Annotated in this window: 11 protein-coding genes and 3 tRNA genes; 3 read left to right on the top strand and 11 right to left on the bottom strand. The window is 69.2% G+C overall.

Annotated elements, in window-relative coordinates; translation table 11 throughout:
• Nucleotides 1–8: 8 nt before the first annotated feature.
• The 9 genes from ACQP0P_RS30130 to ACQP0P_RS30090 all read right to left on the bottom strand — a co-directional run bounded on the left by ACQP0P_RS30130 (nt 9) and on the right by ACQP0P_RS30090 (nt 6260).
• A complete protein-coding gene (locus ACQP0P_RS30130) occupies nt 9–1004 on the bottom strand; it encodes a transketolase family protein (protein ID WP_433360821.1) in 996 nt (331 codons plus the stop codon).
• A complete protein-coding gene (locus tag ACQP0P_RS30125) occupies nt 1001–1891 on the bottom strand; it encodes a transketolase (protein ID WP_433360818.1) in 891 nt (296 codons plus the stop codon). Before ACQP0P_RS30125 ends, ACQP0P_RS30130 begins: the two co-directional genes overlap by 4 nt.
• Nucleotides 1892–1910: 19 nt before the next feature.
• Nucleotides 1911–3230 carry an MFS transporter gene (locus tag ACQP0P_RS30120; protein WP_433360815.1) on the bottom strand — a complete coding sequence of 440 codons (1320 nt, stop codon included), beginning with the start codon at nt 3228–3230 and terminating at the stop codon, nt 1911–1913.
• Nucleotides 3231–3261: 31 nt separating this feature from the next.
• Nucleotides 3262–4128, bottom strand: a complete 867-nt coding sequence (locus ACQP0P_RS30115) for an NAD(P)-dependent oxidoreductase (RefSeq protein WP_433360812.1) — start codon at nt 4126–4128, stop codon at nt 3262–3264.
• A gap of 98 nt (nt 4129–4226) precedes the next feature.
• Nucleotides 4227–4919, bottom strand: coding sequence for a FadR/GntR family transcriptional regulator (locus ACQP0P_RS30110; RefSeq protein ID WP_433360809.1), 693 nt, complete (start codon nt 4917–4919; stop codon nt 4227–4229).
• 305 nt (nt 4920–5224) lie between these two features.
• Nucleotides 5225–5299, bottom strand: a tRNA-Val gene (locus ACQP0P_RS30105).
• A 17-nt stretch (nt 5300–5316) separates the two neighbouring features.
• A tRNA-Cys gene (locus tag ACQP0P_RS30100) sits at nt 5317–5387 on the bottom strand.
• Between the two features lie 25 nt (nt 5388–5412).
• A tRNA-Gly gene (locus tag ACQP0P_RS30095) sits at nt 5413–5484 on the bottom strand.
• 113 nt (nt 5485–5597) lie between these two features.
• Nucleotides 5598–6260 (bottom strand): amino acid-binding protein, encoded by a 663-nt coding sequence (locus ACQP0P_RS30090; RefSeq protein ID WP_433360806.1) that lies wholly within the window; start codon nt 6258–6260, stop codon nt 5598–5600.
• Nucleotides 6261–6352: 92 nt separating this feature from the next.
• Here ACQP0P_RS30090 and dusB point away from each other — a divergent pair, with 92 nt between their 5' ends.
• The 3 genes from dusB (at nt 6353) to ACQP0P_RS30075 (ending at nt 10598) form a co-directional block, all read left to right on the top strand.
• Nucleotides 6353–7474, top strand: coding sequence for a tRNA dihydrouridine synthase DusB (dusB, locus tag ACQP0P_RS30085; RefSeq protein ID WP_433360803.1), 1122 nt, complete (start codon nt 6353–6355; stop codon nt 7472–7474).
• A 251-nt stretch (nt 7475–7725) separates the two neighbouring features.
• On the top strand, nt 7726–9648 hold the full coding sequence (locus ACQP0P_RS30080; protein ID WP_433360800.1) for a TRAP transporter permease: 1923 nt from the start codon (nt 7726–7728) through the stop codon (nt 9646–9648).
• 11 nt (nt 9649–9659) lie between these two features.
• Nucleotides 9660–10598 (top strand): TAXI family TRAP transporter solute-binding subunit, encoded by a 939-nt coding sequence (locus ACQP0P_RS30075; RefSeq protein ID WP_433360797.1) that lies wholly within the window; start codon nt 9660–9662, stop codon nt 10596–10598.
• Between the two features lies 1 nt (nt 10599).
• On the opposite strand, the gene ACQP0P_RS30070 is transcribed toward ACQP0P_RS30075, so the two are convergent.
• On the bottom strand, nt 10600–11118 hold the full coding sequence (locus tag ACQP0P_RS30070; protein WP_433360794.1) for a DUF2087 domain-containing protein: 519 nt from the start codon (nt 11116–11118) through the stop codon (nt 10600–10602).
• Nucleotides 11119–11234: 116 nt separating this feature from the next.
• Complete coding sequence (locus ACQP0P_RS30065; RefSeq protein ID WP_433360791.1) at nt 11235–13727, bottom strand: DEAD/DEAH box helicase; 2493 nt, start codon at nt 13725–13727, stop codon at nt 11235–11237.
• Nucleotides 13728–13776: the final 49 nt, after the last annotated feature.

Here is a 13776-nt window from a genome sequence, read left to right as displayed (position 1 = left end):
GACGGTCTTCAGTCCAGCTCTTCGAGCACCTTGGCGACGACGGTGCCGGTGGCCAGTCCGTACTTCTCGTGCAGGGTGGGCAGGGCGCCGGCGTCCAGGAAGGCGTCGGGGAGGGCGATCGGGACGATCCGCCTGCTGATGCCGGCCCGCACGACCGCCGAGGCGACCGTCTCGAAGAGCCCGCCCACCACCGTGTGGTTCTCCAGCGTGACCACCAGCCGGTCGCTGTCGACCTCGGCGAGGACGGTCTCGGTGTCGAAGGGCTTGATCGTCGGAGTGTGCACCACCGCGACGTCGACATTGTGCCTGGCCAGCTCCTCGGCCGCCTGCAGGGCGCGCATCGTCATCAGGCCGCTTGACACGAACACGACGTCGTTGCCGCCGCGGAGCACCGCCGCCTTGCCGAGCCGGAAGGTGTAGCCGTACTCGTCGAGGACCGTCGGCACCTTGCCGCGCAGCAGGCGCAGGTAGGTCGGGCCGTCGGACGCGGCCAGCTGGGGCACCGCCTGCTCGATGTCGACGGAGTCGCACGGGTCGACGATCGTCAGGTTCGGCATGCCGCGGAAGATGGCGATGTCCTCAGTGGCCTGATGGCTCGGGCCGTACCCCGTGGTCAGGCCGGGCAGGCCACCGATCACGTTCACGTTCAGGTTCGGCTCGGCGATGTCCAGGCACAGGAAGTCGTACGCGCGGCGTGCCGCGAACACCGAGTACGTCGAGGCGAACGGGATGAGGCCGACCTCGGCCATGCCCGCCGCCGCCCCGAGCAGCAACTGCTCGGCCATGCCCATCTGGAAGAACCGCTCGGGGTGGGCCTCGGCGAAGACGTGCATGTCGGTGTACTTGCCCAGGTCCGCGGTGAGTCCCACGACGCGCGGGTCCTGCTCGGCCAGGGCGGCCAGGGCGTGGCCGAAGGGCGCGTTCGCGGTCCGCTGCCCGGGGTCGGCGAATGAGGCGATCATCGCCGAGGTCGTCAGGCGCTTGGCGCCCGTCGCGGTGCTCACAGTGCTTCCACTCCCTCGTACCCGGCCGTCAGCTGCTGACGGCACAGCTGCCACTCGTCCTCGTCGATCCGCATGAAGTGGGCCTTCTCCCGGGTCTCCAGCAGCGGGACGCCCCGGCCGATCCTGGTGTCGCACAGGATCACCGAGGGCCTGCCCTCCGGGCGGGCCTGCTCGGCGGCGGCGTCGAAGGCCGCGAGCAGCGCCTCCACGTCGTTGCCGTCCACCCGCTGGGTGAACCAGCCCGCCGCGACCCATTTCTCCTCCGCCGGCTCGATGCGCATGACCGCCTCGGTCTTCCCGTCGGCCTGCAGGGCGTTCATGTCGACCATCGCGGTCAGCCGGCCCAGCCTGTGGTGGGCGGCGCCCATCGCCGCCTCCCAGGTCGAGCCCTCGTCCAGCTCACCGTCGGACAGGAAGTTGTAGATCCGTGAGTTCGACCCCTGGTGGCGCAGTCCGAGGGCCATGCCGACGGCGACGGTCAGTCCGTGGCCGAGCGATCCTCCGGAGATCTCCATGCCGGGCGTGTAGGACGCCATTCCGGACATCGGGAGCCGCGACCCGTCGGAGCCGTAGGTCTCCAGCTCGTCGAGGGGCACGACGCCCGCCTCGGCCAGGGCCGCGTAGAGGGCGATGGCGTAGTGACCGGTGGAGAGCAGGAACCTGTCGCGCTCGGGCCAGTGCTCGTTGTCCGCCCGGTAGCGGAGCTGGTCGACGTAGGTGACCGCCAGCATGTCGGCGACCCCGAGTGCCTGGCCGACGTAGCCCTGGCCCTGCACCTCGCCCATGTTCAGGGTGTGGTGACGCATCCGGTAGGCCGCACCGCGCACCCTCTCCGCCCGCGCCGCCGGATCGAGGCGGCCGGCCTGCGGTTCACTGAGTGTGGTCATATCTGTTCTCGTTCTCTCTTCAGACGGTCGCGGCCGTGGTCCTGGACGACGCCGGGGTGCCGACCTTGACCGGAGCGGTCTCCGGGGTGAGGGCGGCGGCGATCGTCGAGACCACGCCGAGCAGCATGAACAGCACCGCCGGGCCGATCCACCCGATGGATCCGTACAGGGCGGTGGCCAGGAAGGGCAGCAGGCCGGCGACCAGCGAGGCGCCGTTGTAGCCGAGGGAGATTCCCGAGGAGCGGACGTCGCGAGGGAACTGCTCGGAGAACCAGGAGGACTCCACGGCGAAGATCGGGTCGTGGCTCAGCAGCAGGCTCAGGGCGACCGCGACGACGACCATGACGACCGCGCCGGTGTTGATCATGAGGAACATCGGGACGCCGAACGCGATCGTGAACAGCGAGCCGACCAGGAACACCGGCTTGCGGCCGATCCGATCGGACAGCGCGCCGTACAGCAGGTGACTGGCCAGGCCGAGCGCGGATCCGACGATGGTGCCGATCAGCACGTTCTGCTTGTCGGTCAGCTCGGCGAGCACCACGTACGAGAGCATGAAGCTGGTGGTCACGTAGTATCCGCCGGTCTCCGCGAGCCGCAGCGTCATGATCTTGAGGATCACCCGCCAGTCGCGCCTGATGACGTCCAGCGCCGGAGCCTTGCGGATCTCGTTGTTCTTCTTCATCTCCGCGAAGTCGGGCGACTCGGAGACGCCCATCCGGATGAAGATGCCGACGGCGACCATCACCACGGAGAGCAGGAAGGGCGCCCGCCACACCCAGGAGCCCTCCAGCAGGGCCTCGCTGAGCAGGAACGCGCCGTTGGCCAGCAGCAGCCCGGCCGGGATGCCGATCTGCGGGACCGCGCCGAAGAAGCCGCGGCGGCGTTCGGGGGCGTGTTCGACGGCCATCAGGACGGCTCCGCCCCACTCGGCGCCGAAGCCGATGCCCTGCAGGATCCGCAGCAGGATCAGCAGGATCGGCGCGAGCGCGCCCGCCTGGTCGTAGGTCGGCAGCACGCCCACCAGGACGGTCGCGACGCCCATGAGCACCAGCGACCACATCAGGATCGTCTTGCGGCCGACCCGGTCGCCGTAGTGTCCGGCGAGGTAGCCGCCGAGCGGGCGGAACAGGAAGCCGACGGCGAGCGTGGCGAACGACGCCAGCACGCCGACGAGCTTGTCCTCGGCGTGGAAGAACACCGTGCCGAAGTAGGCGGCCGAGGCGGTGCCGTAGATGAAGAAGTCGTAGCTCTCCACCGCGGTGCCGACCATCGAGGCGAAGGACACCTTTGCCGGGTTGTCCCGGTGAGCACCGGCGACGTTGGATGCAGCGGTCATGTGCCGCTCCTCGCTATCTTAATGATCTTGATTACTTGGGGGGTTCGTAGGTTTCGATGACCCGTGAGTCGTCACGTGTCGAAAGACCCGCGTCGGCGGCCTGCCGGTAGCGAGCCCGGGCGACGTCGAGGAGGGGGGTCTGCGCCCCGGCCGCCCGCGCGGCCTCGTACACGAGGCCGCTGTCCTTGACGAAGATGTTGATCGTGCTGGTGACGTCGACGTCGGTGCCCCGCAGCATGCGCGGCCCACGGTCGGAGAGCATCCATGATCCGGCGGCTCCCCGCTCCACGAGGGAGAGGACCTTCTCCTTGTCCAGCCCGAGCGTGGACGCGAGAGCGAGGGCTTCGGCCGCCGCCACGATATGGACCGAGCAGAGGTGCTGGTTGACCACCTTGATGGCCTGACCGTCACCGAGCGCGTCTCCGACCGGTTGGACCGTTCCAAGCCTGTCGAGGACGGGGCGGGCGGCCTCGATGTCGGTGGCCGGGCCCGAGGCGAACAGGGTGAGCTCACCGGTCCGGGCCCTGGCCACCCCGCCGGTGACCGGCACGTCGACCACGACCGCGCCGGCCACCTGCAGCCGGGCGCCCTGCTCGCGCACCGCCTCCGGGCCCACCGTGCTCATCACGATCCAGCGCTGACCGGTCACATCCACTGCCAGTGCCTCGGTGACAAGGGCTTCGAGCTGCGCCGGAGTGGCGACCATGACGACCACGAACTCGGTCTTGGGCGCTTCGGAGAACCGGGAGACCGCCCGTACGCCGGCGGCCTCGGCCTGCTCGTGCGCGGCCGGTAGCGGGTCCACCCCGGTGACCGCGTAGCCGGCGGACACCAGCTGGGTCGCCATCGGCAGGCCGATGGCGCCGATACCGACGAAAACGACTGTTGGCTCGCTCATGGACATCCTTCTGTTCTGAGTGATCCGGCCCTGTTTCTGGGCATGGCATGGCCCACTGTCCGCGCGGGGGTGGCGTGTCGTTGTCGTGTGGGGGAGACCTAGGGCGAGTGCGTGAGGGAGGACCACACCTCGAAGTGCCTGCGCATCGCGATCCGTGCGCCCTCGCCGTCCCGTTCGCCGATGGCCTCGACGATTCCGTAGTGGACCGTGTCGATGACCCGGGTCTTGCCCGGGGTCAGGGGCTCGCGTTCCACCGCCAGCCGGCGGCGCTCGACGACCTCGCTGCGGAGCACGTGGCTGAGGCCGTCGTGGACAAGGTTGAAGACGGGGTTGTCGACGATCAGGAACAGCCGGTGGTGGAATTTCAGGTCCGCTTCGAGGGCGCGCTCGCCGTCGCCGTCGCCGCTGGCCTTGACCATCTCGTCAACGAGTTCACGCAGGGCGTCGACGTCGTCCGCGGTGGCCAGTCTCGCCGCCGCCTCGGCGACGGACACCTCCAGCATCTTCCGTGCCGACGTGAACTGTTCCTGGCTCAGGTGGCCGAGCTGGACGCCCAGGTCGAAGTAGAGCTGGATGAAACCGGCGTCCGGGGTGCTCAGGTAGGAACCCCTGCCCTGCGTGCGGTCCAGGAAGCCCAGCATCTCCAGCATCGACAACTGCTCGCGCAGGGATCCCCGGCTGACCTCCAGGGAGGTCACCAGCTCGCGCTCGGTGGGCAGGCGCAGGCGGCCGGTGGCGGGCTCAGGGCTCGCCTGCTCGGCAAGGCTCCGAACCAGGGCTGCCAGATCCATACCCATCCCCTCTCGTGACTCTTTGGTCGAACCAATTGCACTGAGGTTAAGGTGGCGTTGCTTCCAGGTCAACAGATTGGTCAAACCTATTTTCGGGCGGGGTGCTCTGCAGGAGAGGTGGGGCCGTCGGCTGTGATCCTTGACAAGATCTCTGGGTCAACAACGGTCTTCCCGCAACGCCGGCGCCGGTGCTGACGACAACCCGGAACGGCGGATATCGCCCGGAGAAGCAAGAAGGCCGCCAAGGCCCCTGAGTCGGGACTTTGGCGGCCGTTTGATCTGGCCGGCATAGATGCCATGGACGGTGGTGGACGATACAGGGATTGAACCTGTGACCTCTTCCGTGTCAGGGAAGCGCTCTCCCGCTGAGCTAATCGTCCGCATGGGGAAGGACCAGAGGTGGAGACGGGATTTGAACCCGTGTAGACGGCTTTGCAGGCCGTTGCCTCGCCTCTCGGCCACTCCACCGGAGTGAGAGCCCGAAGACCCTTCGAGCGGAAGACGGGATTCGAACCCGCGACCCTCACCTTGGCAAGGTGATGCTCTACCACTGAGCCACTTCCGCGTGTTTCCTCCGGGTTTCTCTCCCGGTGGCGACGAGAGAACTCTAGCGGGTTTTCCGCGCGGTTGCGTAACCGTGCGTTCAGCCGCCCGTCCGGTGGCCGTAGGGCGGGCGGCTCAGCCGGTCTGGCCGGTCTGGTGGCGCAACTGACGGACGACGGCGCGTTCCACCGCGGGCAGGGTCAGGAAGATCTCCAGGATGCGGGTGAGACGGTGCACCTCGATGCGGTGGAAGGCGGGACCTTCGGCGCGGGCCAGCAGGAAGGTCAGGGCCAGCGGGGGCAGCGGGGCGGCGATCACGTGCAGGCCGGAGTCGAGGGTGAAGGAAGTCGGGCGGGCGGGGGTCTCGGCGGGGAAGGGGACCTGCTCGGGAGCCCGCCAGCTGGAGTGGACGGTCACGCGAGGGATCTTCTCGGTCGCCGCCGCGGCCCAGTCGGCGCTGAACAGCACGGGCATGGAGTCGATCAGGGTGGCCAGCGCCCGATCGCCCGCCGTGGTGATGTATTTGAGGATCTCCAGCTCCGGGTAGGTGCCCGGTGCCTCGCGCGTGCTCCAGACACCCTCGATCGTCACCCCCGGCACGCTCTCCAACCCCTCGACCAGGGTTTCCCTGGGTGCGGAGTCGGGCCAGTAGACGGTGATGTCGTCCAGCGCCCGGCCCTCGCCGCGCTCCAGGACGACCACCTGGGTGATGTCCGCGCCCGCGACGCCGAGGACGCGGGTGACCTTCCCCAGGGAGCCCGGCCGGTCGGGCAGTGCGATCCGCAGTCGCAGCAGCATCCGCGGCCTCCCATGTCACGTCGGGTTACACCAGGTACACCATATCCAGCGGATGATTCGTCCCGCTCGTCGTGGTGCGGTAGAAAAGCCAGGTGGAGTCGTTGAAACTGGGATCGCTGGAGGTGTGGCCGCCGGTCGTCCTCGCCCCGATGGCCGGGATAACCAACACGGCGTTCCGCGCCCTCTGCCGGGAGCAGGGCGGCGGTCTGTTCGTCTGCGAAATGATCACGACGCGGGCGCTGGTGGAGCGTAGCCCGAAGACGTTGAAGATGATCCGGTTCGAGCCCGACGAGCGTCCCCGCAGCCTCCAGCTCTACGGGATCGACCCGGTGACGGTCGGCAGGGCCGTCCGCATGATCGCCGAGGAGGACCTGGCCGACCACGTCGATCTCAACTTCGGCTGCCCGGTGCCCAAGGTGACCCGCAAGGGCGGCGGCTCCGCCCTGCCGTACAAGCGGAACCTGCTCCGGGCGATCCTGCGTGAGGCGGTGCGCAACGCCGGGACGCTGCCGGTGACCATGAAGATGCGCAAGGGCATCGACGACGACCACCTGACCTATCTGGACGCCGGGCGGATCGCCGTGCAGGAGGGCGTCTCCGCGATCGCGCTGCACGGCCGCACCGCGATCCAGCACTACGGCGGAACCGCCGACTGGGAGGCGATCGCGCGGCTCAAGGAGAGCGTGCCGGAGATCCCGGTGCTCGGCAACGGCGACATCTGGAGCGCCGACGACGCGCGCCGCATGATGGACGAGACCGGATGCGACGGCGTCGTCGTGGGCCGGGGATGCCTGGGGCGCCCGTGGCTCTTCGCCGACCTGGCGGCCATCTGCGAGGGCGGCGACGAGCGGCGCCGTCCCCGGCTGGGCGAGGTCGCCGCGACCATGGACCGGCACGCCACCCTGCTGACCGAGTGCTTCGAGAGCGAGCCGCACGCCGTGGCCGACTTCCGCAAGCACGTCGGCTGGTATCTCAAGGGCTTCACCGTCGGCTCCGCCCTCCGTCGCCGCCTGGCCACCTCCGAGACCCTGGCCGGCCTGCGGGAGGGGCTCGCCGAACTCGACGCCGACCAGCCCTGGCCCGAGGGCGTGGACGTCCCCCGGGGCAAGACCAACCCGCGCGACCGCGTTCACCTGCCCGCCGGCTGGCTCGACGACCCGTACGACCTCACGGTCCCCTGCGCCGACGCCGAGACCGACACCTCGGGCGGCTGACCCGCGGCCCCGCTCCCGTTGCCGAGCCTCGCCGTGTGCCGTCGTTGAGGCGGATGGTCGGCCGGGGCCGATGAACACGCCATCGGTGGCCGCGCGCTCCGATCCTGCCGCCCGGCGCTTCGCCACGCCGTTGGGGTAGAGGTCTCCCACGAGGACGGGCGTGACGCGAATGTGACCCGTCCTGACAGATAAGAGTCAACCTTCTCGGTAATCTGCAGTCGAATATCGCGGCTCACACGTGGAGACGACGGTTGACGAGCACCACATCAGCGGATGAGTTGATCGCGGAGTTCGACGCGGAACGGCCCGCCCGGCGCCTTTCCGGCCGGGTGGCGCAGGCTGTCACGCTGGTCGCCCTCGGCCTGTCGCTGTACGTCCTTTACCGCGCGTTCCGGCCCGGCCCCGTGCTCCCGTACCGGATGCTCTTCCTCGCGGTCGTGCTGCCGCTCACCTTCGTCTGTTACAAGCCGGGGCGGCGGGGCACCGATCGGCCGGGCGCCGGCGACTGGGTGCTCGCCGCACTGGCGCTCGCGGTCTGCCTCTACCCGCTGGCGGTCTTCGACGACTTCATCCGGCGCGCCTTCGAGCCGACGACCCTCGACGTGGTGGCCGGGGCGGTCATCGTCCTGCTGGTGCTCGAGGCCTGCCGGCGCACCGTCGGCTGGATACTGCCCGCGGTCTGCGCCGGGTTCGCCGCCTACGCCTACTACGGCGGCTACCTGCCCTTCGACTGGGTCGTCGGGCACCGCGGCTACGACCTCGACCGGATCGTCGTCTCGTTCGTGATGGGCACCGACGGCGTGTACGGCGTGCCGCTCGACGTGGCGGCCACCTACATCATCCTGTTCACCGTCTACGGCGCCGTCCTCGACCACTCCGGGGCGGGAAAGTTCTTCGTGGACGTCTCCCTGGCCGCGTTCCGCCGCTCGCGCTCGGCGCCGGGCCGCACGGTCACCCTCGCCGGATTCCTGCTCGGCACGGTCAGCGGTTCCGGCGTCGCGACGACGGTGAGCGTGGGCAGCGTCGCCTGGCCGATTCTGCGCCGGGCCGGATACCCGCCCGAGCAGGGTGGGGGAGTGCTCGCGGCGGCGGGCATCGGAGCGATCCTGTCGCCCCCGACTCTCGGCGCCGCGGCGTTCATCATCGCCGAGTACCTGCGCGTGAGCTACCTGACGGTGCTGCTCTACGCCACCATTCCCACCGTCCTGTACTACCTGGGCATCTTCCTGGCCATCGAGATGGACGCCCGCAGGTACGGGACACGGGCGGTCGGGGTGGACGCGCCGAGCCTCTGGCCGCTGATCAGGCGGTTCGGTTACCACTTCAGCTCGCTGTTCGTGATCGTCATCCTGATGGCGCTCGGCCAGTCGCCGTTCCGTGCCGTGGTGTACGCCACGCTGCTCGCCCTCGCGCTCTCCTTCCTCGACTCCGAGCATGCCCTGACCCCTCGCAGGGCGGCGAGGGCCCTGGCCGCGGGGGCGACCGGGGTGCTGCCGGTCGCGGCGACCTGCGCCGCCGCCGGGCTGATCGTCGCCGTCGTCACGCTCACCGGGCTGGGCCTCAAGGCGAGTTCCCTGATCGTCGGCGCCTCGGGCGGGATCCTCGCCGTCACCGCGCTGCTGTGCGCGGTCGCGGTGCTCGTGCTCGGTCTGGCGGTGCCGGTGACCGCGTCGTTCGTCATCGCGGCGGTCGTCATCGGACCCGCGCTGACGGATCTCGGTGTCAGCCAGGCCGAGGCCTACATGTTCATCTTCTACTACGCGGTGCTGTCGGAGGTCAGTCCGCCCACGGCGCTGTCGGCCTTCGCGGCCTCGGCCATCACCGGGGGCAACGCCTACCGGACCATGATGACCACCTGGGGGTACACCCTTCCCGCGTTCCTGGTGCCTTTCGCCTTCGTGCTGACTCCCGGTGGGGCCGGGCTGCTGGCCCAGGGCACGTTCGGGGAGATCCTGGCGGCCACGACGGTCTCGGCGGTGGCGGTCGCCGCGCTGGCCGCCGCCACCGGCGGGCGGCTGCTCGGTCCGGCGGGGCCGGTCGAGCGGGTGCTGTGCGCGGTGGCGGCGATCCTGCTGCTGTTCCTGTCGCCCCTGTCCGTGCTCGCCGGAGCGGTGGTCCTGATCGTGGTCGTCTCCCTCCATCTGATGACCCGCGAACGAGAGGCAGAGCATTGACAGTCAGACGCGTGACCGCCCTGGTGGCGGCGGGGCTGCTGTTCCTTACCGGCTGTGGCGGAGACAGGTCGGCCGACCAGGCCGCGGGCAAGAGGCTGTCGATCGCCACCGGCAACACCACGGGCGTCTACTACGTTCTCGGCGGGGGCCTGGCCGACCAGATCGGCAAGAACATCCCCGGCTACCAGGCCACGGCCGAGGCGACCGGCGCCTCGGTGGAGAACATCCAGCGGATCGTCAGAGGCGACTCCGACATCGCCTTCACCCTGGCCGACTCCGCCGCCGACGCCGTCACGGGCAGGGGCGCCTTCACCACGCCCCAGCCGATCCGCGCGGTCGCCCGCCTTTACGACAACCACACGCAGGTGGTCGCCACCACCGGCTCCGGCGTGAAGTCCGTCGCCGACCTTAGAGGAAAACGGGTCTCCACCGGCTCGCCCAACTCCGGCACCGAGGTGATCGCGCTGCGCCTGCTGAAGGCGGCCGGTCTCGACCCGGAGGAGGACGTCACCCGCCAGTCGCTGGGGCTGCCGGAGAGCGTGCAGGCGCTCAAGGACGGCGACCTCGACGCCCTGGTCTGGTCGGGTGGCCTGCCGACACCGGGCATCACCGATCTGCTGACCTCGCTCAGCGGCCAGGTCGCCTTCGTACCGCTGGACGGGGTGCTGCCCGCGATGCGCGCCGAACACGGCTCGGTGTACGCCCCGGGCACGATCGCCAAGAACGTCTACGACACCCCCTCGGACGTGTCGACCATCTCGGTGACCAACCTGCTCGTGGTGCCCGAGAAGATGGACCCCGCCCTGGTGGAGAGCCTGACGAGGCTGCTCTTCGAGCGCAGAGCGGAGCTGGAGAAGATCCATCCCGTGGCCAGGGAGATCAGCCGCGACAACGCGCCGAAGACCGAGCCGGTGCCCCTGCACGACGGCGCGCGGAAGTACTACGGCTGATTCAGGCCTCGACGGAGCCGCCGCTGCGCCAGTAGAGGTTGTTCTCCCTGCTGAGCATGCCCTCGTCGACCAGGTAACGGCGCAGCGCCGGGTAGTCGTCGTGGAAGGCGCGCAGCGCGACGTTGACCTCCTTCTCCGGGTAGCGGACCCCCGGCTCGAAGACCTGGACCACGTAGTCGAGCACGACCAGTTGCTTGTCCCGCTTGCTGGGGATAGCCCGCAGCCGCCCCTCGACGAGGAAGGAGCGCAGCACCTTCTCCTCGGCAGAGACCGCGGGCGTGGGCTTGGCCGTGGTGTGCAGCAGCTCGCGGAACCGCTCGCGCCGCACCTGCCACTCGCCGCTCTCCTCCCGTACGGCGAGCCCGCCGCGTTCCAGGCGGTCCAGCGCGCGCCTGACCGCCTCCCTGTCGAGGCCGGACTCCTCCTCGGGCTTGCCGCCCAGTGCCAGAGTCGCCAGCACCCGCAGCGTGTCCTCCTGGTAGAGCAGGCCGAGCACCTGCCTGATCGCTTCGTCGCTCATCCCGCCATTCTCGTCGGTCCCGTCTGATATTTCTGCGCCATGGACAGCCAGGGAGTGAGCCCGGAGGAGTTCCTGCGGATGGCACCGGCCTACCCGCCCTCTCCGCCCGGAGGTCGTCAGAGGCGGTTCAGGCCGATGACGTGGACCACGGCGCGGCCCTCCTCGTCGGAGGCGGCCAGGTCGACCTGGGCGTCGATGCCCCAGTCGCCGTCGCCGGCCGGGTCGGAGACGACCTGGCGGACCCGCCAGAACTCCTTCTCCTCCTCGATCCTGAGCAGCCCCGGACCTCGGGCGTCCGGGCCGGTGCCGATCTCCTCGTGGTCGTCGTAGTAGGCGTCGAGCGCGGCGCCCCAGTCGACGTCGGGGGCCAGTTGCTCCAGCTCCTGCTCGTTCTCCAGGGCGGCCAGTTCGATCAGGCGGAACATCGCGTTGCGGACCAGCACGCGGAACGCGCGGGTGTTGGCGGTGACCGGCTTGGTGCTCTCCTCCAGGGAGGGCGCCTCCAGCTCCCCGGTCGGATTCTGCAGCTGCTCCCACTCGTCCAGCAGGCTGGAGTCGACCTGCCGGACCAGTTCGCCGAGCCACTCGATGAGGTCGACCAGGTCCTCGGTCTTGAGGTGCTCGGGGATGGTCCGCGACAGGGTGCGGTAGGCGTCGGCGAGATAGCGAAGGACCGTGCCCTCGGACCGGGTCAGCTCGTAGAACTGCACGTAGTCGGCGAAGGTCATCGCCCGCTCGTACATGTCGCGGATGACGCTCTTGGGGCTGACCGTGTAGTCGCCCACCCAGGGGTGGCCGCGCCGGTAGGTCTCGTACGCGCCCAGCAGCATGTCGGCCAGCGGCATCGGATAGGTGACCTCGTTGAGGAGCTCCATCCGCTCCTCGTACTCGATGCCGTCGGCCTTCATCTGCGCCACCGCCTCGCCGCGCGCCTTGTTGAGCTGCGCGGACAGGATCTGGCGGGGGTCGTCGAGAATCGACTCGATGATCGAGACCATGTCCAGGGCGTAGTTCGGCGATTCCATGTCGAGCAGTTCGAGGGTGGCCAGCGCGAAGGTGGACAGCGCCTGGTTCAGCGCGAAGTCCTCCTGCAGGTCGACGGTCAGGCGGGCCATCCGGCCGTGCTCGTCGGGCTCGTCCAGCTTCTCCACCACGCCTCCGGCCAGCAGCGACCGGTAGATCGCGATGGCCTGGCTGATGTGCCGCCGCTGCCACTTGCGGTCCTCGTGGTTGTCGGTGAGCAGGTGGCGCATGGCCGCGTAGCAGTCGCCGGGCCGGTTGATCACCGCGAGGAGCATGGCGTTGCTGACCTTGAACCGGGAGTTCAGCGGCTCCGGTTCGGCGCCCTGCAGCTTCTCGAAGGTCTCCTCGCTCCAGCCCACGAAGCCCTCCGGCGGCTTCTTGCGGGCGAACCCGCGCCGCCTCTTGGGGTCGTCGCCGATCTTGGCCAGCGCCTTCTCGTTCTCCACCACGTGGTCGGGGGCCTGGCAGACCACGTAGCCGATGGTGTCGAACCCGGCCCGCCCGGCCCGCCCGGCGATCTGGTGGAACTCGCGGGCGCGCAGCCGCCGCACCTTGTTGCCGTCGTACTTCGACAGCGCGGTGAAGAGCACGGTCCTGATCGGGACGTTGACGCCGACGCCGAGCGTGTCGGTGCCGCAGATGACCTTCAGCAGGCCCGCCTGGGCGAGCCGCTCCACCAGGCGGCGGTACTTCGGAAGCATCCCGGCGTGGTGTACGCCGATGCCGTGCCGCACCAGGCGGGAGAGCGCCTTGCCGAACCGGGTGGTGAACCGGAAGTTGCCGATCATGGAGGCGATCGCCTCCTTCTCGGCCTTGGTCGACATGTTGATGCTCATCAGCGCCTGTGCCCGCTCCATGGCCGAGGCCTGGGTGAAGTGGACGACGTAGACCGGGTACTGGTTGGTGGTGAGCATCTCCTCCAGCGTTTCGTGCAGGGGGGTCATCCGGTAGGAGTAGACCAGCGGGACCGGGCGCTCGGTGTTCTTCACCACCGCGGTGGGCCTGCCGGTTCGCCGGGTGAGGTCCTCCTCGAACCTGGTGACGTCGCCCAGTGTCGCCGACATCAGGATGAACTGAACGTTCGGCAGCTCCAGGAGTGGCACCTGCCAGGCCCAACCGCGGTCGGGCTCGGAGTAGAAGTGGAACTCGTCCATCACCACCTGGCCGATGTCGGCCTGGGCGCCGTCGCGCAGCGCGACGTTGGCGAGGATCTCCGCGGTGCAGCAGATGATCGGCGCCCCGGGGTTCACGCTCGCGTCGCCGGTCATCATCCCGACGTTCTCGGTGCCGAAGACCTCGCACAGGTCGAAGAACTTCTCGGACACCAGTGCCTTGATCGGGGCGGTGTAGAAGGTGCGGACATCCTTGGTCAGCGCGGTGAAGTGGGCTCCGGCGGCGACCAGGCTCTTGCCCGAGCCGGTGGGGGTGGCCAGGATCAGGTTGTTTCCCGAGACCACCTCGATCAGCGCCTCCTCCTGTGCGGGATAGAGGGTCAGCCCTCGCTCGGAGTTCCATTCGACGAAGGCGTCGAAGATGGCATCGGGATCGGCGTCGATCTCTTCTGGCAGGCGGTCTACAAGGCTCACAGTCCAATACTGCCGAAGAACTTGTGGTGGTCGAACCGGTGGCGGCAAT

The sequence above is a fragment of the Streptosporangium sp. CA-115845 genome (assembly GCF_050943795.1).
Lineage (GTDB): Bacteria > Actinomycetota > Actinomycetes > Streptosporangiales > Streptosporangiaceae > Streptosporangium.
This window is presented reverse-complemented; position numbering and strand designations above follow the sequence as displayed.

Coding starts and splice junctions, on each gene's coding strand:
- ACQP0P_RS30125 (WP_433360818.1), bottom strand. CDS start 1,891: ATGACCACACTCAGTGAACCGCAGGCCGGCCGCCTCGATCCGGCGGCG.
- ACQP0P_RS30120 (WP_433360815.1), bottom strand. CDS start 3,230: ATGACCGCTGCATCCAACGTCGCCGGTGCTCACCGGGACAACCCGGCA.
- ACQP0P_RS30115 (WP_433360812.1), bottom strand. CDS start 4,128: ATGAGCGAGCCAACAGTCGTTTTCGTCGGTATCGGCGCCATCGGCCTG.
- ACQP0P_RS30110 (WP_433360809.1), bottom strand. CDS start 4,919: ATGGATCTGGCAGCCCTGGTTCGGAGCCTTGCCGAGCAGGCGAGCCCT.
- ACQP0P_RS30090 (WP_433360806.1), bottom strand. CDS start 6,260: ATGCTGCTGCGACTGCGGATCGCACTGCCCGACCGGCCGGGCTCCCTG.
- ACQP0P_RS30070 (WP_433360794.1), bottom strand. CDS start 11,118: ATGAGCGACGAAGCGATCAGGCAGGTGCTCGGCCTGCTCTACCAGGAG.